The organism is Veillonella intestinalis (assembly GCF_943193155.1).
In the GTDB taxonomy this organism is placed as follows: Bacteria; Bacillota; Negativicutes; order Veillonellales; family Veillonellaceae; genus Veillonella_A; species Veillonella_A intestinalis.
In genome coordinates, this window is record NZ_CALPDB010000004.1 from 78,350 (window position 1) to 103,639 (window position 25,290).

Here is a 25,290-nt window from a genome sequence, read left to right on the forward strand (position 1 = left end):
GCATGGCACAAGAATTAGTTGAATTATATGATATTATTCAAAACCGCAAAGAAACGCCAAAAGAAGGGTCTTATACGAACTATTTATTTTCTAAAGGTTTAGATAAGATTTTGAAGAAAGTCGGCGAAGAAGCGACGGAAGTGGTGATTGCTGCTAAGAATGAGGGTACTGATGAATTGGTGAGTGAAACGGCCGATTTGCTATATCATTTGCTCGTATTGTTAGTTGAAAAAGGCGTTCCTTATGAGGCGATTACTGAGGAATTAGCACAGCGCGAAGGCTTGGTGAGTAAGACTACGGATCGCCCTAAAATTGAAAATCTATAAGTAATAGGTAGTATACGTGTTAGAAAGGATTGGCTATGAAAGAGAGTATTCAACAATTAAAACCATATATTCCGGAGGAACCAATTAGTCGTTTGAAAGAGCGGTTAGGATTAACGAAATTGGTTCGTTTATCAGCCAATGAAAATCCTTATGGCACATCGTCACAGGTAAAAGAGGCGGTACTCGCTTATGTAAATAGTTATGATTGTAGCCAATATCCTGACGGTTACGCTACCTCGCTTCGCACGGCTATTGCCGATTTTATTAAAGTTCCGGCAGAGTCTTTAGTTATTGGTGTCGGTTTAGATGAGGTGATTACCTTATTAAGTCGTACCTTTTTGACTGCTGGCGATTCTATCGTCATCAGTACGCCGACCTTTTCAGAATATGCCCTTAATGGTCAGTTGGAAGGGGCCATTATTAAAGGGGTACCTTGTAATGAAGTGACTGGGGCTACTGATTTAGAGGGAATGGTAGATGCTATTGATGAAACGACAAAATTAGTCTGGCTTTGCAATCCTAATAATCCGACAGGTACCTATGTATCTGTGGAGGCCATTCGTAAATTTATGAAGCAAATCCCTAAGGATGTTTTGGTGCTTATTGATGAGGCCTATATTGAATTTGTTTCTTCTGTTGAAGCGCCGAGTGCGCTTCCATTATTGGCTGAGTTTGAAAATATAGGGATTATGCGTACCTTTTCCAAAGCGTATGGTTTAGCTAATTACCGAGTGGGCTATTTAGTATTAGGAAAAGCTTTAGTGAATTATGTACAGACCATTCGTTTACCCTATAACTTAAATAGCGTTTCACAAGTGGCGGCGGAAGCTGCATTGGGAGACCAAGCGTTTATTCGTCGTGTAGTGGCGGCCAATGCAGTGGCTCGTGCAGGTTGGGAAGCGTATTTAGCAGAAAAAGGCCTCCATTATTATGCCAGTGAAGCGAATTTTTTATTTGTAGAATTTAAATCCCCAGAAGAGGCAAAGGCTGTAGCTGATATGTGGCTACAAGCGGGTTATCAAGTTCGTGTAGGATTACGGCCTCAATGGCTGCGCATTACCATCGGTGAAGCAGAAGATTGTAAAATAATGCAACAATTATTGGGGCAGTTTTTAGAGACTTGCACCATGTGATATGATAATAATAGAGCTATAGATAAGGGCAATCGGAGAAGATTCGCCCTTATTTTGGCTACTTTTATTAGATGTATTAGATGGTATAACAAATAGTTAACCAATACTGTAAGCGATAGATGGGAAGGATGTTCTTATGAAAGCAATTGTTTTATCTAGTGGTGGCGTTGATTCGACAACTTGTTTGGCCTTAGCCATTGACCAGTTGGGCAAAGACAATGTGGCGGCCGTTTCAATTTTTTATGGACAAAAACATGATAAAGAATTGCAATGTGCACGTAACATAGCAGCTCATTATGAAGTACCACATTATGAATTAGATGTGTCTCAAATTTTAAAATATTCTAATTGTTCATTGTTGCAAGGTTCCACCGAAGAGATTGCACATAAGAGTTATGCTGAGCAAATCGAAGAAGAGGGAGAAGGAATGGTGAGTACCTATGTGCCATTTCGCAATGGCTTGATGTTATCTGCTGTAGCTAGTTTGGGCATGAGCCTGTTTCCTGATGATACAGTGCAGATTTACTTAGGCGCTCATGCCGATGATGCGGCTGGTAATGCTTATGCCGATTGCAGTGAAGAATTCGTTAGTACTATGGCAAAAGCGATTTCTATTGGTACCTATGATAAGGTGCAGGTAGTAGCTCCTTTTGCGGCCAAAAATAAGGCTCAATTAGTGAAGGTTGGTCTGGATCTTAAGGTGCCTTATGAATTGACTTGGAGTTGCTATGAAGGGAGCGATACTCCTTGTGGCACTTGTGGTACTTGTATTGATCGTATTAAGGCCTTTGAGCTTAATGGGACAGTAGACCCTCTCTTAAAAGGCACTAAGGCATAAGGTTAGGCGAAACAGGTGGAACGAAGTAGGTGATACAATGAAGAACATATTATGTATTGGTGATAGTTTGACTCGTGGCTATGATGTTCCTTATGGGCAAGGTTGGGTTGAATTGTTACAGCAGGAGCTAGGCAAGGCCGGGCAAATTGTGAATGCTGGTGTAGATGGGGCTACTTTGCAAGCCATTTTTAACAATGTAGAACGGGTATTGAGTGAACAGACTTATGATATAGTATGTATCATGGGTGGCACCAATGATATTTTGCATGGTCGCTCAGCTGAGGATTGTTATTTTAATATGTTGCGCTCGGTGAAACGAATACAAAAAGTGGGAGCGGACGTCATTATAGGTTTAGCGCCTCAGATTGACTGTGATCCTGATGGGGAAGACGCTGTTTTGGTGGCATATAATACACAATTAAAACAATATTGTCAGAATCATGGGATTACATATATTGATTTCTATGCTACGATTGCTGAAGCGGATCAGCGGGGTGAAATCTTATATGCTGGTGATGTGCATCCTAATGAATTAGGCTATCGTTATATGTTTGAAACAGCCCTAACTGTGTTGGCCCCAAAATTAAAATAGTATAGAATCTATAGGTAAAATCAGGGATTTAGCTTTGATTGATGTTGTTATATGGAAAATTTTAAATTAAATCGAAAAAAATAAATTTTATGTATTGAACTTTTTAGATTTACATGTTATAATGGGTTCATAACAAGGGAACAGTAACTAACAGTTATTCAGAACTGGGCGTTACAGCTCGAAGTAATTCTTTATCCCGGAAGTACTTATGGGTGAGTCCACTTGTTAAACCTCTAAATACCTATACCTAATCGTGAGTACAGATATGTACGAACAACTTGCCGTTGCCTCCTCCCTAAGGGCAACGGCACTTTTCTTTTTATACATATTATGGCTTTCTTATAGTTTGTAGATAATCTTGTTAAGCCTATAGTAAGATAATAGGATAAAGGGCGTAATAATATAATGAACAGAATAAGTACATTATATAGTGAGTAGAAGAAGCCTGTTATATAGTGAGCAGAATGAGCCCATTAATGATTAATTCTAATAGTGTAAAGCTATTAGAATTTTTTTGTTGCAGTATAATTATTCATCTTAGCTTTAGAATTAGAATTATGAAGAAGTTCACAAAATGTTCATGAGAAAATTCATTTTTATCTCACTGAATGGCGATATTATGTACACATGCTAATCATTGCTTAGCAGATAACAACGGAATATAGAGAGTAAATAGGGCAGTAATTAGCTCTATGAAAATGTAAAATTATGCATATTTTTGTACTAGGAGGTATAGTTATGAAACGTAAGTTTGTATTGATGGTTCCTCTTGCTGCGGTCACGCTGTGGGCTAATTCCTTTGGGGTTTTAGTAAATGCACAAGATTTTAATGAAGTAAAAGGTCAGGCAAATAATGCGATTTGGCAACAAGCTGATCAAAATCAAGATAAAGCTGTAAAAAATCGTGAAGGTAACCAGCCAAAGGTAGCAGCACCGATTAACAATCAACAAAATCAGGTAAAACCAGGTAATGAGCCAGGTGCAGAGCCTGTTAAGGTAACTAAAGATAAAGCACAGACAAAGGTAAATGCTGATGTTAAAGAAAAACGTAGAGTTGCCTTAGCCAATGACTATGAACAGCGTAAAGCAAAAGATGGTAACATGGTAAAACCAAGAGGTGAGCAAAAAGTACAGCCTGATGCGAAAAAAACAATGCCACCTAAAAAAGAAGCAAAAAAGCCAGCGACTGTAAAACCTGATCAGAATTCTGAAAAGAGACCGCAGAATCCGCCAGCTCCACAAGCAGGTCTATTTATGAATGCATAGACTATAATACATAATCCCCTTTTTACTTGAAACAACACTAATCAACATACACACAAATAAACACAAAATAAATACAACACAAAAAACACACAAAAACACACAAAAACACACAAAAACACACAAAAACACACAAAAACACAAAACATCTATAATATAAAATAGAGTAACCTATAATATACTCACAACACATATACGAATGTAAAGTTTATAGAAAAGAGCTTTACAAACTACAATGCACCAAAGAGACTGTAATCAAGATAGTACAAACTTATCACAGATTACAGTCTTTTTGTATCTAAGTTGGTACTTATTAGAGTTTATACCTGAGTTAATATTTGTTATATAAGGAATAAAAGATATAAGGAATAAGAGTGTTTTTTGAGTGAATGCATTATATCAGTAAGCGTCAGTAAGCAGTTTAGTCGTATTGTATCCAATAAAAGTCAAGCTAAATATGAGTTTAGGTAATAGATGGATATTGATACTCTTAGCTACTGTCAGTATCAATATAGAGACAACAGAGCGTGGGGCGTGTGTAAAATTTTAAATATGAGAAAATAAGAATAAAATTGGATTGCATCAATGTTTTTGACGTTTTTAGGACGTTTTTAAGGGTTTATAATTACACGAAACGATGAACTGTGGTAATTATTGGTAAACGGCACATATTTGCTTTAAAATGGGTAATTGAGAATAGATTGGTATTTTGGATTCAGAAAAACCATTTTTTGACGTTTATTATGCAGAATTGATACGACTATTTATGTGACAAATTCATTTTAGATATTCCTTATACACAAAAGGTTTGCTATAATTAATATAGATTTTAAAGCTATCAATTTTTGTATTAAACCAGCACGAATAGATGATAGGTATGACTATTTCGGAGAGTGTAATACAGCATACGCAGTATGTTATGTGATAGCTCACAGTGAGGCTTTGGCCTGTGAAGAGCCAATAGATGAGGGACTCTATTGACCGGGAATTACAGGCCCTGTAGTCTTGCTTTATTTATGTCCTGCTAAGGATATGTTTTCTATTTACGATAGGTTATACCGAGCATAAATTTATATATGTATAACAGGAAAACAGTCTATTCTTATAGACTGTTCTTTCCTTACAGTATATAATTTATAAGGAACTATAAATATTGTTAGTTAATATAACAATAAAATCAAAAAGTTAAATTTTACAGTTGACACTTTTAATTCATAGTGTTATAGTAGGCATATGGTTTGAATAGGAATCATAGCGAGGAAGAGAAAAGTACACATATTGGTTTATGTGCAGCGAGCCCGGATGGTGAAAGCGGGTCATGAAAGATATGTGGAAGTGCATCTCGGAGCTATAAGGGCAAAGCTAATTATTAGGGGAGTCCTTTTCGGGTGTCGCCCGTTACAGCGAATCTGTATACAGTTAAGCAGTGAGAGTTTGATTTCTAAGTACATTGTTTGACCTGTACAGTAGAGGTTTGGTTGTGCGCACGATCAAATGAAACAAGGTGGAACCGCGATATATCGCCCTTGGTCACAAAAGTGACCAAGGGCTTTTTTTATTGAAATGAGAAATACTCTATTAGAGAAGAGAGATACTCTGTATGAAAGGAACGATGATTAATATGAGTACAAAACCTGTAAATGATACATTACAATTAATTGGTAATACGCCAGTTTATCAAATTGGTGATTCTAATGTATTTGTAAAATTAGAAAAATATAATGCTGGTGGTAGCGTTAAAGACCGTGCTGTATATGGCATGTTAAAAGATGCACAAGAAAAAGGTTTGATTAAACCAGATACTATTTTAGTAGAAGCTACATCTGGTAATACTGGTATTGCTTTAGCTATGTTAGGTGCAGTATTGGGTATTAAAGTAGTTATCTTAATGCCTGAAAGCATGAGTAAAGAACGCCGTGAGTTAGTAAAAGCGTATGGTGCACAGCTTATTTTGACACCAAAAGCAACGGGTATGAAAGGGGCTTTGGCAAAAGCACAAGAAATTTTAGATGCTAATCCAAGTGCTGTTACATTAGGCCAGTTTGTGAACCCTGCTAACCCTGGTATTCACTATGAAACAACAGCTACAGAAATTATTGAACAAGTACCTAATGTAGGTATCATAGTTGCTGGTGTTGGTACTGGTGGTACTTTTACAGGGGTTGCTCGTAAATTAAAAGAACAGAAAGCGGATGTGAAAGCCGTTGCTGTTGAACCAGCTGGTTCACCTATGATTTCTGAAGGTAAAGGTGGCGCTCACAAAATTCAAGGTATCGGTGCTGGCTTTATTCCAGAAAACTTTGATAAATCCCTTATGGATGAAGTGGTAACAGTTACTGATGATGATGCTATTGCACAAGTTCAGACTTTCATGCGTGAAAGCGGCATTAGTATTGGTATTTCTGCTGGTGCAGCTATTAAAGTTGCCAAAGATTTAGGCGCTAAAAATCCTGGCGTACCAGTAGTAGCGATTGCTCCAGATGGAGTAGAAAAATATTTATCTATGCTTGAATTTGATGACGTAGAATATGTAAAAGCTTAATTAGGGATTTGAGAAGAGAGAATAAATTGACCGCGTATTGGGTATAGTGTTAGAGGCTAGGGATTTACTGGCTAGGAGGGTATATGAAAGAAGTTTGGCAATCGATTCGCTATAATATTAAGCGAGTAATGGATTCAGATCCAGCGGCCACGTCCGTATTGATGGTGTTGTGGACCTATCCACATATTACAGCTTTATTTTGGCATTTCTTTGCACATCGCTTATATAAACGTGGCTATAAATTATTAGCCCGTCGGATTGCTTTACATTCTCGCCATGTGACTGGGATTGAAATACATCCGGGTGCACAGATTGGCAAAGGTTTATTCATCGATCATGGCATGGGAGTTGTGATTGGTGAAACGGCGATTATTGGTGATAATGTAACTTTATTTCATGGTGTAACCCTTGGTGGTATGAGTTCTAGGCGTGTGAAACGACATCCTACAGTGGGCAATGATGTGCTCATTGGCGCTGGGACTAAGGTACTCGGTGATATTTTAGTTGGCAGTGGTAGTCGCATTGGTTGTAATCTTGTAATTAAACGCGATGTTCCTGAAAATGTTATAATTTATGAAACAGAACCAGAAAACATTGTAGTACGCAAGATTCGCTCTACAATTCACTTAGTAGATAGTCATACGCGTAAACATATGCCGCGTCATAAAGTAGCCTTCACTCCAAAAGATATGACAGACGATATGGCTTGGTTCATTTAAAACATAGGCATAATTTATTGTAAATATAATATATGTGGATGTGACAATCACGTTTTAAGTGAAGCAATATAGGTCTTACTAATTGGGTGAAATAATTCCTCAGGACTCAGCGGGGGCTAGACCTGAGGGATTGATAAAATAGAGAAGAGAATAATTTGAATAGATATAGAGAACTGCAACGTTACATCAGATTGATGTAACGTTGCAGTTTTTTAGCAGTTAATTTATGGATACACGATTCGTGTAAATTTTGATTTGAGTACACGTAGAGTGGAATGTCTTGAAAATTAAAAACATATTATTTTAGAGGGATTATATTGGGATAAAGTAGAAAATTTGTGAATGTCTACCACAAAAAGACTTTTTAGGAGATTATGAACTTTTTTTTGATTGACGATATCGAAATGTATAGATTATTATTAGAAGGCAGCCTTATATGAATATCTGATTAATTTGATTGATGCTAATAAAAAATCAGATAAATTGATTTATAGTAAGGTTATTGTTAAGAATATGGACTATTTTATAAAAAAGATAAAATAGGATAAAAACAAAAAATAATAAGTAGTTAATAATGTGTTGTTTAGTGAAATTAGTGGTTTATTAAGAAAGGGAATCTTTAGTGTCTCAAGATTTAAAACAAATGAAAAAATTAGGTTTAGCATTGGTAGTAGCTGCCGTAACTGGCAGTGTCACAACGGCTGTATGGGCTGCAGATAATACAGTTGGTGAAGGTAGAGGGGTAGCTCTTGGTACAGGCTCAAGGGCGTCAGTTAATACTGAGGACTCTATCGCTATTGGTGAAGAAGCTAAGGCTTTATATAATCAGTCCATTGCCATTGGTAAAAAATCAGAAGTAGCAGGCATTGCTGCTGTGGCTATTGGTAGTACGGCAAAGGCACATGCTATGAATGCTATTGCGATAGGTACCAATGCATTTACTGATGAGAAAGATTCAATCGCCATTGGTACAGACTCTAAATCTGATGGTTCAGTAAGCGTGGCAATTGGGCAAAATGCATATGCTAATGGCTACGCAGTGGCCATTGGGGATAATACGTCAGCATCTCTCAATAAAGGCGTTGCCATTGGGTCTAAGGCAAAAGCTGAAAAGCCGCAAGCTATTGCTATTGGTAGTGATGTAAAGGCTGACGCTAGAAGCTCTGTTGCTTTAGGCGATCAAGCAGCAACTACAGGTGATGTGTCCATGGCATTAGGACCATTGGCGAATGCTTCGGCTACTAGCTCTGTGGCATTAGGTTGGGAATCCTTAGCCGATCGTGCTGCTGGCTCTGTTGGCTATGACCCATTGACCGGTCAAAACTCTAGCTTAACCTCCCCAGCGTGGAAATCTGTTGGCGGTGCAGTTTCTGTTGGTAAATCTGGTGCATTGACTCGTCAGATTATCAATGTGGCAGCTGGCACTGAAGATACAGATGCAGTAAACGTAGCACAGTTAAAAAATGTAGCTACATTAGCTAAAAATGCTGGTAATGTTAACTTAAAATTCAGTGGTAATGTTGGCACAGGTACAGTGAACTTAGCTACTCAAAACTTCAGCATTACTGGTGATGGCAATGTGACCACTACAGCAGCTGCTAATGGTATGATTGTGGGCTTATCCAATGATGTTAAAGCTAAAATTGACTCCATTACACCTGTAAAATACATGTCTGTTAACTCTAAATTAACTAATGAGACTATATCTAGCGCTGAGAAGAAAGCTGGAAAGGTGAGTAATTTGGCTAATGACGGGGCTACAGGAGATAATGCCGTCGCTATAGGTCCTGTTGCTGCAGCTGTTGACTCAGGAGCTGTTGCTGTTGGTAAATCTACTGAAGCAGGTAAATGGAGTGTGGCTATAGGCAATGGTGCTAGTGCGCTTGTGGGAAATTCGATTGCTATTGGTTATAAAGCTAAAGCTGAGAAAGGTCCTCGCTATAGAAATGGAGTACTTGATCCATCATTACCAGATGTTGACCCTCGGGCGATTGCTATTGGTGACCTTTCAAGTGCCATTGGTGTTGGAGCAACAGCAGTAGGTTATGATACTCGTGCCAAAGTTGAGGGTGCGGCTGCTTTTGGGCATTCGAGCTATGCTACTAAGGTTGATAGCTTATCTTTAGGTAAAAAGGCAAATGCTAAACATGATAGCGGTGTAGCTCTTGGTGCTTACTCTGTAACGAATCGTGCAAAGGGTGAAAAACTTGGTTATGATCCGTTAACTGGTTTGGATTCTACAAATGAGTCTGTTGTTTGGAAATCGACATATGGTGCTGTTTCGATAGGTAATGATGAATATACGCTTAATAATCAGCTCATGCCAGCTGGGTCTCGTCAAATTACCAATGTAGCAGCTGGTTCATTAGACACTGATGCGGTGAACGTAGCTCAGTTAAAAGCGGCTAAAGTAGAAATGGTAAAAGGCACTAATATTAGCTCCATTGATACTGATGTGACAGCTGGTTATACCAAATATACGATTAATGCGATTGATACAGTAGTAAAAGATGGTACCGCTACTTATAATACTGATGGTACCGGAACGATTACATTAAATACAGAGTCTAATGGTGTAACTGGTACTGTAACTGTAGATGGTTTGCAAGATAAATACATTACAGGTGCTAAGCTTGAAGGTAATACATTGACAATTAGTCGCAATGACAATGAAAAATTTACTATTGAAAATATTGCTACTAAGGACGATGTAACTAATGCAGGTGATTCTCTTTCCAGTAAATTGGCACAAGGCTTTAAGATTAAAGGTGGCACTGCAGATAGTGAAGGCACAACCATTGCTCTTGATGGTGATACAGCACCAGAAATTACCTTTGATGTAAAAGAAGCTGATAAAGGTTTGACTATTACACGTGAAGGCAATGTGATTTCCTACGGTATTGATGCTACTAAATTGGCTGAAACTTTAGGTGTAGATCCTACAAGCTTAAGTCAGGCAGGTGCGTGGACTATCCAAGGTGGTGGTGTTGATAAGGCTACCATTAGTGGGGCGAAAAAAGTAAACTTCGTAGGTGGTTCCTTTACAAAAGTTGATGTAACTTCTACTGGAGAGGGTGCTCAAGTATCTATTGGCTTAGACGACAAAGCTACTAAAGCAATTGAAAATGTTAATAATTTCATTACCACTGATGAAAATGGCAATGCAAAACTTAATGTAGTGGGCGATGATAAAACTGGTGTAAAAGTAGAGGCGCAAGCTGATGGGTCTACCAAAGTAAGCCTTGAAGAGAAGGCTCAAGTTGGTCAAGTAGCGATTGACGGTAAAGATGGTAAAGGTGAAATCACTGGTTTAACAAATACAACTTGGACTCCTGATAAACCTGAAACTATTAAAGCTGACCGTGCGGCTACGGAAGGTCAACTTCAAGGTTTAGCTGAACATATTGCAGGTGACATTTCTAAAATCAACACAGCTATCAATAATAATGGTAAAGAGCTTACCACTGAAAAAGCAACGATTGGTGGTAATACAATCATTGATAAAGATGGTATTACGGTAAAAAATCCGAACGGTGAAGGCTCTACAAAGATTACTGGTGATACGATTACTACGGGTACAGTAAATGCTGATAAAGTAGTAGTTGGTGGCAATACATATATCTCTGAAAACGGTTTAAATGCTGGTGATAAAACGATTACTGGCGTAGCGCCTGGTGTTAAGGGCACAGATGCAGTTAACATGAATCAATTAAATGAAGTTGCACAAGGTGTTAACAATGTAGGTTCTGCTGTCAATCGTTTGAGCAATCGCGTCGATAAGGTAGCAGCTGGCTCTGCCGCTTTAGCAGCACTTCACCCGTTAGATTTTGATTCTGATGATAAATTGAGTTTTGCCGTAGGTTTTGGTGGCTACAAAGGCGAACATGCAGCGGCTCTTGGTGCGTTCTATCGTGCCAATGACGACTTGATGTTCAGTTTAGGTGCTACAGTTGGTAATTCCAATGATCAATACAATGCTGGCGTTTCCTTCCGCTTTGGTGATTCTTCGCCATACACTAATATGAGTAAGACAGAGATGGCGACTAAATTAGAAAAGCAGAATCAAGAAATTGAAACATTGAAAGATCGCTTAGCTAAGCTAGAAGCGTTAGTAGTTCAAAAATAAAATTAAATATACGTTAGTTTCAAAATATTAACTTAGATATTGATTGAATATGTGATAGTTTGAAATGAAAAAAGAAATCCCTAGGACTTGTCCTAGGGATTTCTCTTTGGAATGAGTATAGGAAGAAAAAATTTCTCATATATTCATTATTTTCTTTTAAATTTTATTGTTTATATAAAAAGGCTCCACCTCTATGAAGTGGAACCTTTTCTAGTTTCACACTCTTAATTAAATTTGTTTTAATTAAATTAGAAAGTATTAATTTAGACTATATTAGTTACCAGCTACCAATGCTTCTAATTTAGCCAAACGAGCTTTTAATTCAGCATTATCAGCTTGTAATGTAGCCATGTTCTTTTCTTGTGTTTCTAATTTGTTAACCATATCAGCTTTGCTCATGTTAGTGTATGGAGAAGAATCGCCGAATTTGAAGGAAAGACCAGCATTGTATTGGTTATCGGAGTTACCTAAAGCAGTACCAATGCTGAACATTAAGTTATCATTTGGACGGTAGAAGGCACCGATAGCAGCAGCCTGCTCACCTTTGTATGCCCCGAAACCTACAGCGAATGTTAATTTGTCATCAGAATCAAAATCTAATGGATGTAAAGCAGCTAATGCAGCGGAGCCAGCAGCTACTTTTTTAACATTAGTTTCTAAATGACTGATAGAGGAGTTCAAAGTGCTAGTTGCTTGGTTTAATTGATCAAGATTAACTGCATCTGTACCATTTACACCAGGTGCTACATTTTTAATAGTTTGGTTATTAGCATCTATACCATCTTTAGTGATATATGTATTACCACCAACTACAACTTTGTCAGCATTAACTGTTGTTGTTGTAACGGAGTCACCATTAATTACTGTAGTGTTACCAGTTTCAGGAGATGTAACCGTAATACCACCTTCGTTGATAGTTGTGTTACCGCCAATAGTTGCGCTAGTAGAATCTAGGTTTTCAATTTTATCATTAAGATTGGATTCTAAAGATTTTAATTGTAATACATTTACTGCATCGTGGTCAGCAGCACCTCCAGCTACATTAGTAATACGGCGATATAAATTAGAGTCCGCATTACCTACGGACACAACGCCTGCTTCTTCAGAAGTATAAGCTTCTTTGCTCAAATAAGATTCTTCAGCTTTAGTATCTGCTACGTTAGCGGAAGTAGCATTACCCAAAGCAATAGAGTTGTCAGATACAGCATTAGCACCATGACCGAAGGCTAAGGATTTAGTGCCTTCAGCTTTTGCATTAGTGCCAATTGCTGCAGAATAGTTTCCTGAGGAGATGGCTTCATCGCCCATTGCTAAGCCATATTTACCACTAACATTAGCTTTATGGCCAACGGCAACACCAGCAGTGGCTTTACGTTCAACAACGGATTCATTACCTAAGGCAACAGATTGTTTAACCTGAGCAGAGCTCTTTACACCGATGGAAACGGCCTCACCGCCATCTGCAAAAGACTCATGACCAATGGCAATAGTTTCTCTACCTTGGGATATGGAATCTGTACCCATAGCAATGTTATTGGTCCAAGATGTTGCAGCATTTTTACCAATGGAGATAGCATTAGGCGATGCTGTTGTGTGGGCGTCTGTGCCAATGGCGATGGCATCATTACCACTTGGAGCGGCATTATTACCGATAGCGACGCTTCCTTTATAGGCGCCATCTGCATTAGTACCAAGAGCAACAGAACCTTCTGGTTTTTTAGTTGCTACAGCACCTTCGCCAAAGGCTACGCCATTGCCTGTACCAACTACATTAGTAGCTGCAAAGGCTGTTGTCATAGTACCAGTCAAAGCTGCTACAGCTAAGGCTAAAGAAAGTGTTTTTAAAGATTTTGTTTTTGTCATGATAATTAATCCCCCTAAATATAAATATATATCTATTGATATGTCCCCCTCCGGTAATTTATATGTGTCTTTTGGAGACGTATAAATTACCGGAGGGGGGTACACCTGTAGAGGATACCTAAGAGATATTATACCGAATGAGTTATGAATTTTCAATAGAAAATTCACTAAATAATTAAAAAAGAGTTAAATACTAATGATTTGCATGGGGATTATATTGCTTTTGATGATTAGGTGTATCGGTATTCATTTTATCTTTATGAAATTAGAATTTAACAATCAAATAGGTAAAATATAAAGATACAAAAAAGTAAAAAAATCAATAAATAAAAAATAGAACTAAATCAGCAAAAATAATATAGTAAAACAACAAAAACAATAAAAAACAACAGCGCTACTTAGAGACCTTCATAGGCCACAAACAAAGTTTGTAACCTTAGGATTCTCTAGAAAGAGCTGTTGTTATACATAGGTATATTAATTGTAAGATGAGTAATTGGCGCTTATTTAGTTATAGATGATTGATGATCAATGTTTAATGATTAATGTTTAATGTTGAAGTTTACGCTCTTTTATAGGTGTTCACTAAGTAATCAATAGCTTGATTATAGCCAGCTACACCTTGACCCATAATAATTTTTTCAGCATATTCACTTACATAGGAATGGTGGCGAAAGGTTTCACGTTCTTTAGGATTGGAGATATGAACTTCTACCGTAGGTAGGTGAACGGCTTTTAAGGCATCTAAGATAGCAATAGAAGTATGGCTATAGGCGGCGGGATTGATTATGATAGCATCTACATCAAAACGAGCCGCTTGAATGCGATCGACTAAGCTACCTTCATGATTGCTTTGATATAAACTTACTGAAATGCCAAGGGACTCTGCGTATTCCCGCAGTTGATGGACTAAATCCTCGTAGGTGGTTGAGCCATAGATTTCAGGTTCTCGTAGACCAAGTAGATTAATATTAGGACCATTAAGAATTAAAATGTGCATGATATTCCTCCTCAATGTGCTGAGCCCCTTCTTCTGGGTTTGTGAAATCTACTGCGTATTGTGAAAAAGCAGTATATAAAGGTTCGCGTTTGTTATAGAGTGCTTCTAAAGCCTGAAGGCCTCCTTGGGAGAGGGGACGATTATCAGTGGCTAGACTCGTTAATGGACGACGGAGCCAATAGATACGACCATTTTGGCGTAGGGCTAGATAATTTTCAGGACGAGTTACAACGCCTCCGCCAGTAGCGATAATAGCGCCGGTTGTTTTGCATAGCTCTTGTAATAAGGTGGTTTCTTTTTTACGGAATTCAGCTTCACCATGGGTAGCAATATATTCGCCAGGATGGCTATAGCGCTTTTCAAATTCAACATCACAATCAATTAGTGGTCGTTTAAATTGGTTAGCTAAGCTTTGCCCCACTGTGGTCTTACCAACCCCAGGCATACCAATAAGAATGATATTTTCTTGTTTTTTTCGCAGATTAGTAATAATTTTTTCTGTTTCTTCAGGACCAAAGGTTGTGTTTTGGAATAAAGTGGCGGCTGCCACAGCTTGTCCCACGAGCATAGGTAGACCATCGCTATAAGGAATTCCTTTTTGCTCGGCTTCCATGAGTAAAGCGGTACGATACGGATTATATACTACATCTACAACGCCACTAAGATTGGTGAAATCAGCTAAGGAAATTAACTGGTCAGGGCAGTTAGGATACATCCCTACGGGTGTTGTATTAATGATTATATCTGTATCTTGGCCGTGCTGTGGTGCGTCTTCATAGAAAGGAGACGCTTTGCGGGATAAATGTACGATTTCACGAGCACCTAAATCTTCAAGGGCAATGTGAACGGTATGAGAGGTAGCTCCATCACCAAGGATAAGTATTTTCTTATGTTTTACAGTAATGTGAGCCCGTTGTAACATGAAAATAAAACCATCGTAATCTGTATTATGACCGTACCAACTGTTATCGGCTTGACGTACCATGGTATTGACACAGCCAATGCGCTTAGCAGTGTCAGATAGACTTTGACAGGCACTCATTACATCTTGTTTGTATGGAATTGTTACATTAAGGCCCTTTAATTCAGGCTGTGCTAGAAATTGTGCTAACTCATGTGGTGAGCGTTCAAAGAGCGTATAGGCCGTATTGCCAAGGGCTTTATGAATTTCAGGGGAGTAGCTGTGCCCCAAGGTTTTGCCAAGTAGGCCATAGGGACTGAGCAATGGTGTTTGACTCATGGTTACTTCCTTTCGCTAGTAGTAGCATCAAATTGTATATTGTTATCTAATAAAAAATCTAATAGAACTAAGGCGGTAACAGCTTCGACAACAGGTACGGCACGGACTGCAATACAAGGGTCATGGCGACCTTTAATTTGAAGGTCTACATTTTCTTGCTTGTCATAACTGAAACTTGGTTGTACTTTAGCAATAGAAGCTGTTGGTTTCATGCCAACTTGAAGAATTAAAGGCATGCCATTAGTAATGCCACCTTGGATACCACCACTATTATTATTCAACGTACGAACGATTCCGTCCTCTAACATAAAGGGGTCATTTTGCTCGCCACCAGTGCTAAGACAACCTTCAAAACCACTGCCAAAGGCAACGCCTTTTACACCAGGAATGCCAAAAATTGCTTGGGATAAGCGATTTTCAATGCCATCAAAGTTTGGATTGCCAAGTCCTGCTGGTAAGCCCGTAGCAAATACTTCAATAATGCCACCAGTAGAATTACCAGCTTGACGTAGTTCGTCAATATAAGTAATAGCTCGTAGCCGTTCTTGCGGAGAAATCATCGCTACTGTTTCTAAACCAGCTTTTTGTAAATCTGCCATAGCGGGTTTGGTGAAGCTGATTGGTTTATCTTTAATAGGACCAATTTGTCGTAAATGAGCGCCTATTTCAATGCCCTTTGCTTTTAAAATTTGTAAGGCCACACCGCCAGCACAGCAGAGTGGCGCTGTTAAGCGCCCTGAAAAGTGACCGCCACCACGCATATCTACTGCTTCGCCATAGCGCATACGAGCGGTATAGTCTGCATGGGAAGGGCGTGGCACATCGCGTAGATTATTATAATCTTTGGAGTGTTGATTGGTATTTTCAATATAAAAGGCAAGAGGGGAACCACTTAATTGGCTGTTTACAAGGCCCGCTAAAAAGTGAGGTTTATCAGCTTCTTTGCGTTGCGTGGTTACTAAACTTTGCCCAGGGGCACGACGTTTCATAAAGCGTAAGAGTGCGCTTTCATCAATGGTAAAACCACAAGGGAGGCCATCTACGACGGCTCCAATAGCGGTGCCATGAGAGGCGCCAAATACGGAAATTTTAAGATTTTTACCAAAACTAGAGCTCATAGAAGGGCCTCCTAGGGATTAAATTAAAGTGATAAAAACATATAATATAAGTAAATTATATAAAAGGCTATAAACACACATAAAAAATATATAAAAATATATAAAAGCAAATATAGAGTTCGCAAAATTATATTTAGAAATATATAATTTTTAAAATGAGTGCTATTTCGTTTTTATAGCGTCGCCACCAAGTTGATTCCAGTGTTCAAAAAATAGGGGATAGGATTTGTTAATAGCATCACTATCGGTGATGGTAACGGGCTCTTCACTGATAAGCGCCATTAATGTAGCGGCCATTACTAGGCGATGATCGTTATGGGAATGCACCGTACCTCCCAAAAGACGCCCTGTACCAGTAATATATAAATTATCCCCTTCCACTCGTGCTTCGCCACCTAAGGTAGCGACCAATTCTTCGACGGCAGCAAGGCGATCAGACTCTTTCAAACGAAGTCGCTCACCATTCATAAACCAGCTTTCCCCTTCAATACTGCAAGCAAGGGCTGCTAGTACAGGGAGTAAATCAGGGCATTGTTCTAAATCTACTGTAATAGGGCTAAGAGCATGACCTGAACAATGTAAATTTGAGGACATGTTGTCATTCTGCCATGTTACGGTGGCACCAGTGGAGGTAATAATATCTATAATGCGTTTATCAGCTTGGGTAGAGTCTGCTTGCAGATTAGTAATTGTTAGGGTGTTACCTGTCATAGCTGCTGCTACGAGCCAAATGGCACTATTAGACCAATCTCCTTCAATAGGATAGTCTTGACGACCTTCGTAGTGTTGTTTGGATGGTACTGTAAATGTATTGCCATCATCACTTACTGTGGTTAAGACGCCAAAATCAGCCATAACTTTACGGGTTAATTCTACATAGTCTCGAGATTGTAGGGCTGTAGTGCTATGAATGGTTACAGGTGCTATTTTAGGGGCTGCTAACAGTAAGCCAGAGAAAAACTGGCTGCTAACATTGCCTACCATTTCAAAGGTACCACCTTTAAGCTTACCAGTCATAGTAAAGGGTGGTTTAGGCGCTGAAAAGCGAACACCATGGTCTTCTAGTTGACTTTTTAACGGCTCTAGCGGGCGCTCAGGTAAACGACCTGCGGCTGTGACGTTAGTTGATTCACTAAGGGCTGAACCGACTGGTAAAAGTAATCGCAAAGTTGTACCCGATTCATGAGCATTAATTGTTGTGTTTTGAATTGTTTCTGATTGCGCAATAGGGGTTACAGTTACACCTGTCGCTATTTTTTCTATGTGAGCGCCTAAACCTTGCAAGGAGGCAATGGTTGCATCAATGTCTTCGGAATAATGCGCAATAATAAGTGAAGATGGACTATCGGCTAAGGCGGCGGCAATTAAAGCTCTATGTGCATGGGCTTTAGCTGGAATAGCCGCGATAGTACCATGTGGAACGGCTTGTTTGATTGTGGTGGATATAGGCATATTACACCTCCTTAACTACATGGTTTGGTAATTCGTTATGGGGAATGGTGACTAAATCACAATGGCCCCATTGGATAGGGCGAACGATAGTAATCGTTTCTCCTTGACTTTTTTTATCGTGCAAAGCTGCTTGGCATAAGTCAGATGCTGAATAGTCTGTGTGAATTGGTAAATTATGTTTAATCAGTAAGTCTAAAAATGCAGTAAGTTCTGCTTGGTTTAAATAACCAGCTTTATAAGCGGAACGCATCATGAGGGCCATACCAATACTGACAGCCATGCCATGTTTTATTTTGAAATGACTTAACTGTTCGATACCGTGACCAAAGGTGTGACCGAAATTGAGGAGCGCTCGAATGCCACTTTCTCGCTCATCTTGACTTACAATAGCTGCTTTAGCTTTCACACAAAGGGCAATAATTGATTCTATATGGGGTAAGTCACCTTGTTCTAATGGTTTGGTTTGTAAATCTTGTAATAATTCTGGATAGCCTAGCATACCGTACTTGATGATTTCCCCACAGCCATTAGCAAATTCTTCGGCTGGTAAGGTTTGTAATGTCGTAGGATCACAGAGTACGAGAATAGGTTGTTTAAAAGCACCCCATAAATTTTTACCGGCCGATAAATTGACTGCTGTTTTACCGCCGACAGAAGAATCTACCGCTGCGAGTAGGGAGGTAGGAATTTGCACATAATCAATGCCCCGTAAATAGGTGGCGGCAGCAAAGCCTGCCATATCACCCACTACACCGCCACCGAGAGCAATGAGTAAGTCCTTGCGAGTTAAGGCCTTTTCTGCCATATATTCCACTAAATGAAGGAGTCGTTGTGCATTTTTTTCAGTTTCTCCATGGGGAAATACATAGGTATAGACCGTATAGCCTGCTGATTCAAGTTGTGCTTTAACGCAGTCTAAATAGTGGGTTGCTACTAGATCATCGCTGACAATAATGGTAGGTCGTGGACTTTTGAGAGGCTTAATATATTGGGCAATATGCTGGAGTGCTTCTTCTTCGATAATAACATCATAGGACGTAGAGGCATCGATGTGAATTCGTTCCATAGACTATCCTTTCTCATGCAATTGAATACGTATCTATTCTGAGTATACAATGATTAGTATAAAAAAGCCACGAGTTGCCAGCGTTAGGCTATCGTGGCTTTGGTGAAGTTTACATACAATGGCCCATTACTTACTCAATACGTCGCGTAAAGCGAATACTTCTTTAGTAAGGGCGGCGAATTGGTCTGGACGTAGTGCTTGTGGTCCATCGCAAAGGGCTTTAGCAGGATCGATGTGAACTTCAATCATAAGGCCGTCAGCACCGCCACCAGTGGAAGCGAGCGATAAAGGTCGAACCATACGGCTCATACCAGCTGCATGGCTAGGGTCCATGATTATTGGTAAATGGCTAAGTTCATGAATCATAGGAATAGCGGTTACATCTAAGGTATTACGAGTTTTAGTTTCAAAGGTACGAATACCGCGTTCACAAAGGACGATTTGCGTATTGCCTTCACTCATGATGTATTCTGCAGCCATTAACCATTCTTCGTAAGTTGCGCTAAGACCACGTTTTAAGAGAACGGGTTTATTGAGCTTACCTACTTCTTTCAATAAGGTGAAGTTTTGCATATTTCGTGCGCCGATTTGAAGCATATCTACATCATCGAAGTATTGTAGTTGTGATGGGTCCATGACTTCTGAAACGATAGGTAGACCAGTTTCTTTTTTTGCTAAAATTAAGAGTTCGAGTCCTTCAGGGCCCATACCTTGGAAGGAGTATGGAGAGGTACGAGGTTTGAACGCACCGCCACGAAGAATAGTAGCACCCGCTTCTTTTACCGCTTTAGCTGTTGCAATTACTTGTTCTGGTGTTTCTACGGAACAAGGACCAGCCATGATGGCGAAGTGGCCACCACCGATTTTTACGCCACTTACATCAACGACTGTATCTTCTGGATGGAATTTACGATTTGCTTTTTTGAAAGGCTCTTGAATGCGTGTTACTTTCTCAACAATATCAAGGGACTCGATTTGTCGTTTGTCGAGTAGTGAAGTATCGCCAATTAGTCCGATGAGGGAGTAGTTGCTCCCTTGCACTGGGTGTAAGATAACACCTTGGGCTTCTAATTTAGCTGATAATTCTTGAATTTTCTCTGGGGTTGCATTTTCTCTTAGTGTGATAATCATAGTAATCTCTCCTCTTTTTTCCGTAATGAATATTTGAAAATGTGTTTCTTCCATAATACTATCCTTCTATCTATCAAACATCATATCGTTATCAAGTATACAAAAAGGGAGCCACCCGCGTGCACTACGGGTAGCTCCCTAACTATACTAAGCCATCAATGATACCTAAATCAGCGTAGCCCAAATAGTCCTTTACCCGTAGACTGGATAAAGAACCAAAAATAGAAGTATTGGCTGTTTAATGTGCTGATTTGCATACTCATTGTATTGGCTCCTTTCTAAAAGTGATTGCCAACATTATAAACCTATGTTTTTCATTTGGCAAGTCTTTTTTACAAAACATTTTCAAAATGAGTGTAAAGTCTTTTATTCCAAGTCATCAAAATCGAAGGCAGCTGCCTTAGTATAGTTTGTTACTTTTGCTTCAAAGAAGTCTGTTTTAGTGCTATTAAGATTGGAGAAACTTTCAATCCAAGCCATTGGATTTTCTTTAATTTCTGGATATAGCGGTTTAAGACCAATCGCATCAAGACGAAGGTTAGCTAAGTATTTAATGTAGCGTTCAATGAGAACATTATTAATACCGAGAATTTTGTCATCAGTAATATATTGGCCCCAAGCGATTTCATTTTCAGTACCTTGGCGAAGCATGTCTGTCAATTCTTCTTCTAATTCTGGGGTAAATAACTCAGGTCGTTCTTGACGAAGTTCACGAATAATGTTCTGGAATAATACAAGATGGGTTACTTCGTCACGATTGATATATTTGAAAATCGTACTAGTAGCGGTCATTTTACCTTGGCGCGCTAAGGTATAGAAGAAGCTGAAACCAGAGTAGAAGTAAATCCCTTCAAGGATGTAGTTCGCCATGATTGTGCGAATTAAGTTGTGTTCCGATGGATCATCGCTGAAGCGTTGGTAGATGTCAGCAATGAAGCGGTTACGAGCCAAGAGGTGTTCATCGGTACGCCATTCGTCATAAATGCGGTCACGAGTAATCGGATTGGTTACGGTGTCCAAAATATAGGAATAACTTTGGGCGTGAATTTCTTCTTGGAATGCTTGAATATTAAGTAGTGACGCTACTTCAGCGGCCGTTACATAACGACTTAAGTTGGGTAAATTTTCACTTTGAATGGAGTCAAGGAAGTTGAGGAAAGAAATAATTTTATCGAAAGCGCGACGTTCGCTGTCAGTAAGGAATGGGAACTGTTTAATATCTTCGTTAAGTGAGATCTCTTCTGGAATCCAGAAGTTGTTAAGCATTGTGCGATAGAGGGTGGTAGCCCAATCGTATTTAATGCGGTTCCATTCGCGTAAGTTGGTGGTGTTACCGCCAATCATACTTTCTGTGCCACGTTCGCCGTGTTCGTTAAAAATTAATTTTTTTTCCATAATGGTATTCACCCTTTCTAGATTCAGTGATAGGCCCTCCGTAAGAGGGCCTTTCCTTTAGTATAGCATGACTGTTTGTAAAACGTCTGAAATATTTTGGTATTAAGAGGAACAGCTAGTGCATTCATCCATTTCAAGAGATTGGTTACGAATGTAGTAAATTGTTTTAACCCCTTGTTTGTACGCTTCTACATATAAGTTAAGAATTTCTTTGGCCTTCATCTGTGGTGTAATGTACAAGTTAAAAGATTGTGCCTGGTCAATGTGACGTTGACGGGCAGCGCACGCACGAATGCTCCATTGTTGGTCGATGGTATGCGCTTCTTTGTAGAGCCAGAAGGTAGAATTATCAAGATCTGGCGCTGTTTTAGGGGTGAAGCTACCTTTCTTTTCTTCGATGAAGAATTTTTTGAAGATTGGGTCAATACCAGCGGTTGTGTTGGCTATATTGGAGGTACTGCCAGTAGGGGCAATCGCCATAAGATAACCGTTACGAAGACCGTATTTAGCTACATCTTTGCGAAGTTGTTGCCAACGTTCAGACGTATAGCCACGGCGCTCAAAGTAAGCACCAGTTTCCCATTCGGAGCCTTTGAAGGCAGGGTAAGCCCCTTTTTCTTTGGCTAGTTCCATGGATGCTTTTATAGCGTAGTAAGCAATGTTTTCAAACAATTTGTCGGCTGCTTCAATATGTTCTTCTGTTTCCCATTGAATTTGATGACGCACCAAGTAGTGGTGGTAGCCACTTGTACCAAGGCCGATGGCGCGGTATTTTTCGCTTGTCATCTTAGCTTCTGGCACAGGGAATTGGTTAATGGAAATAACATTGTCTAACATACGAATTTGAAGGGCTACATTTTCTTCTAATTCTTCGTCAGTGATTTTACCAAGATTAATGGAGTTTAAGTTACAAGTTACCATGTCACCAGTGATAGTTTTGGTAGAAATAGAGCCATCTGGGTGGATGGTTTCATCAGAAAGATTAGTAAAACCAACGTTCTGTGCAATTTCGTGACATAAGTTAGATGCGTAAATCATGCCCGCATGTTTGTTAGGGTTTGTGCGATTAGCTGTATCACGGAAGAAAATGAATGGTGTACCGGTTTCAACAGCACTGCGCATGATTTTCTTCATCATATCGAGGGCGCTAACTTGAATTGAGTGAAGCTCTGGATTGTTTTCACAGAGTAAGTAATGTTCTGTAAATGCTTTTTTATCATCGTCGTCATAGAAATCTTCTAAGTTAAAGCCCATTACTTGTTGTACTTCATGAGGGTCGAATAGACTGAAGTTTTCACGAGCTAAAAGGCGTTCCATGAAAATATCTGGAATAGCAACCGCTGGGAAAATATCATGTGCTTTACGACGATCATCCCCATTATTTGTACGAAGTTCTACAAATTCATAGAAGTCTTTGTGCCAAATATCAAGGGTTACAGTAGCACCGCCTTTACGTTTACCTAATTGGTCAACGGCAACGGCTGTATCATTATATAAACGAATCCAAGGAATAACGCCACCAGAGGAGTTTTTATAACCGCGGATGTCACTGTTTAAGGCACGAACACGGCCCATGTAAATCCCAAGAGCACCACCGTGTTTAGATACGCGGGAGAACTTGCTGTTTACATCATAAATAGACCATAAATTATCGTCTACACCAGAGATAAAGCAACTGCTGAGCTGATGAAATGGCGTACCTGCATTAGCCAAGGTTGGTGTAGCCGTAGTCATTTTTAAGGTACTCATTAAGTCATAGAATTTTTTAGCAAATTCTACTTTGCGGTCTCCTTCAATGAGGGCTAAATGCATAGCGATAGCCATAAAACGTTCTTGTGGTAATTCGTATACTTCTTTATTGTAACCTTTTACTAGGTAACGATCAGCTAATAATTTAATGCCTTCGTAGTTAAATAAATAGTCCCGTTTAGGTTTAATATAGTCGCCCAATTCTTCTAATTCTTCTGGTGTATATTTAGTGAGGAAAAAATCGGCGTAGCGATTAGCTTCAACCAAGGTTTTAACTAGGGCTGGGAAATTGCCGTAGCCAAAAGCTTTATATTTACGCTGGATAGCTGCTTCTTTATATAGGTCGAAAAGGAAAAGTCGAGCCGCTACATATTGCCAGTCTTGGTTCATGCGATTTACCATGTTGCCGAAACCGTCGTCTGCTTTTTGGATTACTTTTTCAATCGCTGTTTGTACGAGAATTTTTTGAATTTCTTTGGTGCTCATACCATCAACGAATTGGAGTTTGGAGTCCATTTCTAGTTCGATAGGATCGCAACTATCGAGCCCCAAGCAAGCAAAAGCAATCATTTTTTTCGTTTTTTCTACTGAGAGCGGTTCATAATGGCCGTCTCGTTTTTTAATCATAATAGCCATGAAATACGTTTCCTTCCCTTTACAAAGTGTTAATTAATTGGCTTAAAAAAACTCAGTCCCTCTAAATACATGGATTATCGTTGAGTTATTTTGAAAAGTTTTATAAATCAATATCTTGTATATGATATTACTTATCATATACAAGATACACCTCATTATACTATTTTTCAGATTAGAAAAGAAAGGGGCAAATTTGAATATAGATTGAAAATTTTGCATATGGACATTGCGCGGACATTTATTTTAGATTTTTCGACTTGACAGGACCCTTAAGGTGGAATGTATAGGGGTGTAAGCGGGCTTACGAAGTAAGTAAAACCGCTTATGGCGTTTGCAAATGGTCAATGAGAATGTTGAGAAAGTCAGAGTACATGTACTTTTCATTTAAGATAGATTTTATTTTAATTCGTGAGATGTATGCTTTTTAGTCATAGATGACTAAGAGCAGTACCGATTTAGGAGGCAATTATGGCAACAGGCAATGTAAATATTTTAAAACATGAATTACAACTCGTATTTTTAGATGAAGATAATAAGGAAACTACGGTACGTATTTCTGTACCAAAAGCAGATGTTACTTTGGGAGCTGTTAAAACTGTAGCTGATATGGTGTTAGCTAAGCATTTAATGGCAAGTGCTAAAGGTAAAGTATTAACTGCTTTTAAAGGGGCGTATATGGTAGACAATACTAGTGCTCCGATTGTGGCATAGGAGGATTAGACGTGCCGACTACTGCTAGAAGTACCGATATTCTAGGAGAATTAGAAGGGACGATTGATTAAGGATGTTTTGTGTATAAAGTAAGTTTGCTTAGTATACAAGTATTGTGAATATTGTAAGCAGTGTGATTGAAGTATTTAGGAGGTTAATTATGGCAGACGTAGCAGTAAAAGAAGTAGTAAAAATTCAGATTCGTTTAGATTTAGGCGATAAAAAGGTAAAAAATATTAGTATTGGCAATATTAATCCCGAATTGACAAATGATGATTTTGAAGAAGTAGGCCAAGCTATGGCTACCCTTTGTGCATATCCTTATAAAGATGTAGTTCGTGTAGAAACTACAACTGTAGCACCTCAAGCTTAAAGGATAAATATATTAAC

The 25,290-nt window shown here is 39.0% G+C and carries 19 protein-coding genes and 1 other annotated feature; of the genes, 10 read left to right on the top strand and 9 right to left on the bottom strand.

Features of this window, described 5'->3' with window-relative positions; all coding sequences use genetic code 11:
- The first annotated feature begins 2 nt into the window (after positions 1-2).
- The 8 genes from hisE to NFR44_RS05710 all read left to right on the top strand — a co-directional run bounded on the left by hisE (position 3) and on the right by NFR44_RS05710 (position 11,539).
- Positions 3-326 carry a phosphoribosyl-ATP diphosphatase gene (gene hisE / locus NFR44_RS05675; protein WP_251441853.1) on the top strand — a complete coding sequence of 108 codons (324 nt, stop codon included), beginning with the start codon at positions 3-5 and terminating at the stop codon, positions 324-326.
- 35 nt (positions 327-361) lie between these two features.
- The gene (gene hisC, locus NFR44_RS05680) at positions 362-1,459 is read left to right on the top strand and encodes a histidinol-phosphate transaminase (RefSeq protein WP_251441856.1); all 1,098 of its coding nucleotides are present in this window, start codon (positions 362-364) and stop codon (positions 1,457-1,459) included.
- A 136-nt stretch (positions 1,460-1,595) separates the two neighbouring features.
- A complete protein-coding gene (gene queC / locus NFR44_RS05685; RefSeq protein ID WP_251441860.1) occupies positions 1,596-2,297 on the top strand; it encodes a 7-cyano-7-deazaguanine synthase QueC in 702 nt (233 codons plus the stop codon).
- A 37-nt stretch (positions 2,298-2,334) separates the two neighbouring features.
- Positions 2,335-2,889: an SGNH/GDSL hydrolase family protein gene (locus NFR44_RS05690; protein ID WP_251441863.1), complete on the top strand. Its 555-nt coding sequence runs from the start codon at positions 2,335-2,337 to the stop codon at positions 2,887-2,889.
- Between the two features lie 738 nt (positions 2,890-3,627).
- Complete coding sequence (locus NFR44_RS05695) at positions 3,628-4,155, top strand: hypothetical protein (protein WP_251441866.1); 528 nt, start codon at positions 3,628-3,630, stop codon at positions 4,153-4,155.
- A gap of 1,245 nt (positions 4,156-5,400) precedes the next feature.
- Positions 5,401-5,683 (top strand) — a binding site (T-box leader).
- Between the two features lie 90 nt (positions 5,684-5,773).
- Positions 5,774-6,694 (top strand): PLP-dependent cysteine synthase family protein, encoded by a 921-nt coding sequence (locus NFR44_RS05700; protein ID WP_251441868.1) that lies wholly within the window; start codon positions 5,774-5,776, stop codon positions 6,692-6,694.
- An 83-nt stretch (positions 6,695-6,777) separates the two neighbouring features.
- The gene (gene epsC / locus NFR44_RS05705) at positions 6,778-7,413 is read left to right on the top strand and encodes a serine O-acetyltransferase EpsC (protein WP_251441871.1); all 636 of its coding nucleotides are present in this window, start codon (positions 6,778-6,780) and stop codon (positions 7,411-7,413) included.
- Between the two features lie 643 nt (positions 7,414-8,056).
- Positions 8,057-11,539, top strand: a complete 3,483-nt coding sequence (locus tag NFR44_RS05710; RefSeq protein WP_251441874.1) for a YadA-like family protein — start codon at positions 8,057-8,059, stop codon at positions 11,537-11,539.
- Positions 11,540-11,812: 273 nt separating this feature from the next.
- Here the strand turns inward: NFR44_RS05710 and NFR44_RS05715 are convergent, their stop codons facing one another.
- The 9 genes from NFR44_RS05715 to NFR44_RS05755 all read right to left on the bottom strand — a co-directional run bounded on the left by NFR44_RS05715 (position 11,813) and on the right by NFR44_RS05755 (position 24,189).
- Positions 11,813-13,402 carry a YadA-like family protein gene (locus NFR44_RS05715; RefSeq protein ID WP_251441877.1) on the bottom strand — a complete coding sequence of 530 codons (1,590 nt, stop codon included), beginning with the start codon at positions 13,400-13,402 and terminating at the stop codon, positions 11,813-11,815.
- 562 nt (positions 13,403-13,964) lie between these two features.
- The gene (aroQ, locus tag NFR44_RS05720) at positions 13,965-14,402 is read right to left on the bottom strand and encodes a type II 3-dehydroquinate dehydratase (protein WP_251441880.1); all 438 of its coding nucleotides are present in this window, start codon (positions 14,400-14,402) and stop codon (positions 13,965-13,967) included.
- Complete coding sequence (locus tag NFR44_RS05725) at positions 14,383-15,642, bottom strand: shikimate kinase (RefSeq protein ID WP_251441883.1); 1,260 nt, start codon at positions 15,640-15,642, stop codon at positions 14,383-14,385. The genes aroQ and NFR44_RS05725 overlap by 20 nt, the downstream gene beginning before the upstream one ends.
- A 2-nt stretch (positions 15,643-15,644) precedes the next feature.
- Entirely contained in the window at positions 15,645-16,760 is a 1,116-nt protein-coding gene (gene aroC, locus NFR44_RS05730) for a chorismate synthase (protein WP_251441886.1), read from the bottom strand.
- Between the two features lie 162 nt (positions 16,761-16,922).
- The gene (gene aroA / locus NFR44_RS05735) at positions 16,923-18,212 is read right to left on the bottom strand and encodes a 3-phosphoshikimate 1-carboxyvinyltransferase (protein ID WP_251441889.1); all 1,290 of its coding nucleotides are present in this window, start codon (positions 18,210-18,212) and stop codon (positions 16,923-16,925) included.
- Position 18,213: 1 nt separating this feature from the next.
- A complete protein-coding gene (aroB, locus tag NFR44_RS05740; protein WP_251441892.1) occupies positions 18,214-19,278 on the bottom strand; it encodes a 3-dehydroquinate synthase in 1,065 nt (354 codons plus the stop codon).
- 126 nt (positions 19,279-19,404) lie between these two features.
- Positions 19,405-20,409, bottom strand: coding sequence for a 3-deoxy-7-phosphoheptulonate synthase (aroF, locus tag NFR44_RS05745; RefSeq protein WP_251441895.1), 1,005 nt, complete (start codon positions 20,407-20,409; stop codon positions 19,405-19,407).
- Between the two features lie 366 nt (positions 20,410-20,775).
- Positions 20,776-21,804 (bottom strand): ribonucleotide-diphosphate reductase subunit beta, encoded by a 1,029-nt coding sequence (locus NFR44_RS05750; protein WP_251441897.1) that lies wholly within the window; start codon positions 21,802-21,804, stop codon positions 20,776-20,778.
- 102 nt (positions 21,805-21,906) lie between these two features.
- Positions 21,907-24,189, bottom strand: coding sequence for a ribonucleoside-diphosphate reductase subunit alpha (locus NFR44_RS05755; RefSeq protein ID WP_251454690.1), 2,283 nt, complete (start codon positions 24,187-24,189; stop codon positions 21,907-21,909).
- A gap of 468 nt (positions 24,190-24,657) precedes the next feature.
- Between NFR44_RS05755 and NFR44_RS05760 the strand changes: the two genes are divergently transcribed.
- Positions 24,658-24,900, top strand: a complete 243-nt coding sequence (locus NFR44_RS05760; RefSeq protein ID WP_251441910.1) for a DUF2922 domain-containing protein — start codon at positions 24,658-24,660, stop codon at positions 24,898-24,900.
- A 160-nt stretch (positions 24,901-25,060) separates the two neighbouring features.
- Complete coding sequence (locus tag NFR44_RS05765; protein ID WP_162099764.1) at positions 25,061-25,273, top strand: DUF1659 domain-containing protein; 213 nt, start codon at positions 25,061-25,063, stop codon at positions 25,271-25,273.
- The last annotated feature ends 17 nt before the right edge of the window (positions 25,274-25,290 follow it).

What these genes read in the sequence shown, in the direction of transcription:
- NFR44_RS05750 (WP_251441897.1), bottom strand. Translation starts at nt 21,804, where the DNA reads ATGGAAAAAAAATTAATTTTTAACGAACACGGCGAACGTGGCACAGAA.
- NFR44_RS05710 (WP_251441874.1), top strand. Translation starts at nt 8,057, where the DNA reads ATGAAAAAATTAGGTTTAGCATTGGTAGTAGCTGCCGTAACTGGCAGT.
- NFR44_RS05765 (WP_162099764.1), top strand. Translation starts at nt 25,061, where the DNA reads ATGGCAGACGTAGCAGTAAAAGAAGTAGTAAAAATTCAGATTCGTTTA.
- epsC (WP_251441871.1), top strand. Translation starts at nt 6,778, where the DNA reads ATGAAAGAAGTTTGGCAATCGATTCGCTATAATATTAAGCGAGTAATG.
- NFR44_RS05695 (WP_251441866.1), top strand. Translation starts at nt 3,628, where the DNA reads ATGAAACGTAAGTTTGTATTGATGGTTCCTCTTGCTGCGGTCACGCTG.
- aroQ (WP_251441880.1), bottom strand. Translation starts at nt 14,402, where the DNA reads ATGCACATTTTAATTCTTAATGGTCCTAATATTAATCTACTTGGTCTA.
- aroB (WP_251441892.1), bottom strand. Translation starts at nt 19,278, where the DNA reads ATGGAACGAATTCACATCGATGCCTCTACGTCCTATGATGTTATTATC.
- NFR44_RS05760 (WP_251441910.1), top strand. Translation starts at nt 24,658, where the DNA reads ATGGCAACAGGCAATGTAAATATTTTAAAACATGAATTACAACTCGTA.
- NFR44_RS05725 (WP_251441883.1), bottom strand. Translation starts at nt 15,642, where the DNA reads ATGAGTCAAACACCATTGCTCAGTCCCTATGGCCTACTTGGCAAAACC.
- hisC (WP_251441856.1), top strand. Translation starts at nt 362, where the DNA reads ATGAAAGAGAGTATTCAACAATTAAAACCATATATTCCGGAGGAACCA.
- aroF (WP_251441895.1), bottom strand. Translation starts at nt 20,409, where the DNA reads ATGATTATCACACTAAGAGAAAATGCAACCCCAGAGAAAATTCAAGAA.
- hisE (WP_251441853.1), top strand. Translation starts at nt 3, where the DNA reads ATGGCACAAGAATTAGTTGAATTATATGATATTATTCAAAACCGCAAA.
- aroC (WP_251441886.1), bottom strand. Translation starts at nt 16,760, where the DNA reads ATGAGCTCTAGTTTTGGTAAAAATCTTAAAATTTCCGTATTTGGCGCC.
- NFR44_RS05715 (WP_251441877.1), bottom strand. Translation starts at nt 13,402, where the DNA reads ATGACAAAAACAAAATCTTTAAAAACACTTTCTTTAGCCTTAGCTGTA.
- queC (WP_251441860.1), top strand. Translation starts at nt 1,596, where the DNA reads ATGAAAGCAATTGTTTTATCTAGTGGTGGCGTTGATTCGACAACTTGT.
- NFR44_RS05755 (WP_251454690.1), bottom strand. Translation starts at nt 24,189, where the DNA reads ATGGCTATTATGATTAAAAAACGAGACGGCCATTATGAACCGCTCTCA.
- NFR44_RS05690 (WP_251441863.1), top strand. Translation starts at nt 2,335, where the DNA reads ATGAAGAACATATTATGTATTGGTGATAGTTTGACTCGTGGCTATGAT.
- NFR44_RS05700 (WP_251441868.1), top strand. Translation starts at nt 5,774, where the DNA reads ATGAGTACAAAACCTGTAAATGATACATTACAATTAATTGGTAATACG.
- aroA (WP_251441889.1), bottom strand. Translation starts at nt 18,212, where the DNA reads ATGCCTATATCCACCACAATCAAACAAGCCGTTCCACATGGTACTATC.